Raw genomic sequence first — 3687 nt, 5'->3', positions numbered from 1 at the left:
TGCGGCGACGAACCGGAATCTGAAACAGATGGTAGAAGACGGGAAATTCCGGGAAGATTTGTATTTCCGCCTCAATACCTTTAAAATTGTCATACCGCCCCTGCGCAGACGGCGGAAAGATATCCTGCTCCTGGCAAACCATTTCCTGGATATTTTTTCAGAAAAATATCATAAGCACCTGTCTTTTTCTCCCGGTACGGCAGCCGTATTGCAGAAGAGTCCCTGGTCGGGAAATGTCCGGCAACTCGAAAGCTGCGTAGAATATGCCGTCATCGTCGCAGGAGGGAGTGTGATCCTGCCGGAAGATCTGCCTGACGAACTGCTGCAGGGACAGAGCCGGGATGGATATACGGCAGAATTGCCTGAAAAAGAACAGAGAGCTCCGTCCGGCCAGGAACAGAATGTATCGCCGCTTCGGATGGATATTCAGCAGATTGAACGGGAACGGATGCGTGAAGCCCTGGAAAAAGCACAGGGAAACAAGACGAAAGCCATGGAATTATTGGGCATCAGCCGGCGGACTTTTTATAAAAAATATAAATTATATGGTTTTTCCAATGATTTGTATACTAAGTAAACATTATATGTATACCTGGTATACAAAAGAAACAGCCAGTGTATACAACGAGGAGTGGATACGCTGGCTGTTTCTGTGTCAAAAGGGCATATTATGGATGGTTTCCGCGTATACTTCCGGAAAAATTTATTGGCATTATAATTTCATATAAAATGGTGAAAGCAATGTGTTACAGTCATGACTTGCATATACTTATTATCACAACTATTTATGAAAAGAGGTTACGTTATGATGAAAACAATCCGGATCGGCGGAGGCCAGGGGTTCTGGGGCGATCTGAGCGATGCCCCCATTACGATGGCACGGGAAGACAATCTTGATTATATCTGCTGTGATTATCTGGCAGAACTTACACTCTCTATTATGCGGCGCCAGCAGGAAAAACGGCCTGAAGCCGGCTATGCCCGCGATTTCATCACGGCTCTAAAAGGTATGCTTCCCTATCTTGCCGAAAAAGGGACCAAGGTCATTACCAATGCCGGTGGCATGAATGTCAAAGCCTGCGTGGAAAAAGCAAAAGAAGCCATCCGCGAAGGCGGTTATCATTTGAAAGTCGGCTATGTACTCGGTGACGACGTGCGCGAACTGATTCCCCAGCTGCGTGCCCAGGGTATCACGATGAAACACATGGATACGGGTGAAGATATCGACCGCATCCTGCCCAATATGGTAAACGCCAACGTATATTACGGGGTAGAACCGATTGTCAAATGCCTGGAAGACGGAGCAGACATCATCATTCTCGGCCGCTCGACCGATACGGCCATGTTTGAAGCGCCCCTCATTTATGAATTTGGCTGGAAACTCGACGACTGGACAGCCAAAGCTACGGGCATCCTGGCAGGCCATCTCTGCGAATGTGGCGCCCAGGCGACCGGCGGCAACTATGACTACGACTGGGAACACGTGCCGAGCCCGGAAAACCTTGGCTATCCTATTGCCGAAATCAGCGAAAAAGGCAGCCTCGTCCTGACGAAGACGAAGAATACCGGCGGCCTGGTTACGCCTCAGTCGGTCAAAGAACAGCTGCTCTATGAAATCCATGATCCATCCAAATACATTACTCCCGATGTCGTCGCCGATTTCAGCAAGATTACACTGGAAGAAATCGAACGGGATCACGTAGCCGTCCGCGGTGTTACAGGTACACCGGCTCCGGATACACTAAAACTCTGCGTCGGTTATCTGGAAGGGTACCGTACCATTGCCTACCTGCCCTATTCCTGGCCGCGCGCGTACGACAAGGCAAAGATGGCTGCCGATATCCTCGACAAACGGCTTGCCATGAAGAATGCTAAAATCGTCCGCAAGAACATCAGCTATCTCGGCGTCAATGCCCTCCATGGACCGCTGGCTCCGGAAATCGATGCCGACCTCAATGAAGTCGTCCTCCGCTACGCAATCATGACGGAATCGAAAAAAGAAGGCCTGAAACTGACGCCGGAAGTAGCGGCTGTCAGCAATCTGAACGGCCCGGCACAGGGCTGCTTCTTCGGCGGCCGCAGCCGTCCCAGTGAAGTATTTGCTCTCTGGCCGACACTGATTCCGCGCGACGCTATCAAACTTACGACATTTGTTGAGGAGGTCTGAAATCATGAAAGTACAATTAAAAGATATCGCCCATGGCCGTTGCGGTGATAAAAGCGATACATCCAATATCTGCATCTATGCACGGAAACCCCAGTATTATAAAGCGATGGAAAAACAACTGACGGCTGATGCCGTGCGCCGTCATTTCGAAGGACTCGTATTCGGCGATGTCGTACGTTACGACGTTCCCCAGCTGGACGGCTTCAACTTCGTCATGCATCATGCCCTCGATGGCGGTGCGACCCGTTCCCTGCGCCTGGACACACTGGGAAAATGCATGGAAGCTGCTCTTCTCAGAATGTATATTGAAATTGATGATGAATAGAGGTGTCATGCTATGTCTAAACCATTAGAAGGCATCCGTGTCCTCGATCTCACCCGTGTCCTTTCCGGCCCTTACTGCACGATGCTGCTGGCAGATATGGGAGCGGAAGTCATTAAGATTGAATCGCCCCATGGCGATGACAGCCGGGCGTATCCTCCGTTTGATAAAGGAATCAGTGCCTACTATGCCAACCTGAACCGCAATAAAAAGAGTGTGGAACTGGATTTGCATGATGAAAAGGCAAAAGAAGTCCTTCGTCAGCTCATCAAAGTCTCGGATGTTTTTGTAGAAAATTTCAAACCCGGCACCATTGTTAAAATGGGATTTTCCTATGAAGAAGTAAAGAAACTCAATCCGAATATCATCTTTGCGTCAATATCCGGATTTGGCCAGACCGGCCCGTACCGGCTGCTGCCCGGCTATGATGTCATTGCCCAGGCACTCAGCGGCATGATGAGTGTTACCGGCTGGCCTGATTCCCCGCCAACCCGGACGGGGACGGCTATCGGTGATGTCCTGGGCGGCCTGAACTGCTGCATCGGCATCCTGGCAGCTCTGCAGGGGCGGAATACACAGCATCACGGTGAATACGTCGATGTAGGGCTGGTGGACTGCTCGGTCAGCGCCATGGAAACCATAACGGAAATTTACATGGTAGAAGGCCGTATTCCTCAGCGGGCAGGCAACCGTTATGAATTCATTTATCCGTACGATTCTTTTGAAGCATCGGATAAATGGATTGTCATCGGTGTCGGTAACGATGCTATCTGGAAACGGTTCTGCGAAGCGACGGATCATGCCGACTGGTTTGCCGATGAACGGTTTAAACTGAATAAGGACCGGGCAAATCAGAAAGATGAACTGAACGCCATGGTTACGAGCTGGACAAAACAGCATACGGCAAAAGAAATCATTGAAATCCTCAGGGCACACAGTGTACCTTGTGCACCTATCCATGATGTGTCCGATGTAGTAAACGATGAACACATTGCCAAAGCCCGTCAGATGATTTGCGAAATTGACCACCCCGTGGAAGGGAAAATGCGCGTAACAGGGAATCCGGTAAAAATGACAGAAGCCGATCCCTATACCTATGCGAAGGCGCCTACACTGGGAAAAGATACAGGAAACGTTTTGGCGGATATCCTGCATCTGGATGAAGATACTATTGCGTACTTTACAAAATCAATTACTG

Annotated in this window: 4 protein-coding genes; all 4 read left to right on the top strand. The window is 49.7% G+C overall.

The features are described 5' to 3' along the window. Positions 1-577, top strand: a 577-nt coding sequence (locus DBO31_RS08300; protein ID WP_150824914.1) for a helix-turn-helix domain-containing protein, incomplete at its 5' end; no start/stop codon positions are given. A 228-nt stretch (positions 578-805) separates the two neighbouring features. Further along, positions 806-2167 carry an acyclic terpene utilization AtuA family protein gene (locus DBO31_RS08295; RefSeq protein ID WP_200817505.1) on the top strand — a complete coding sequence of 454 codons (1362 nt, stop codon included), beginning with the start codon at positions 806-808 and terminating at the stop codon, positions 2165-2167. A gap of 4 nt (positions 2168-2171) precedes the next feature. Further along, a complete protein-coding gene (locus DBO31_RS08290) occupies positions 2172-2492 on the top strand; it encodes a hypothetical protein (protein WP_199595676.1) in 321 nt (106 codons plus the stop codon). A 12-nt stretch (positions 2493-2504) separates the two neighbouring features. Beyond that, a partial coding sequence (locus tag DBO31_RS08285; RefSeq protein ID WP_150824913.1) for a CaiB/BaiF CoA-transferase family protein occupies positions 2505-3687 on the top strand: 1183 nt, incomplete at its 3' end.

It is taken from the genome of Megasphaera sp. DJF_B143 (assembly GCF_900320625.1).
GTDB lineage: Bacteria > Bacillota > Negativicutes > Veillonellales > Megasphaeraceae > Megasphaera > Megasphaera hexanoica.
Note: the sequence above shows the minus strand (reverse complement) of the source record. Positions and strands in the feature narration are given on the sequence as shown.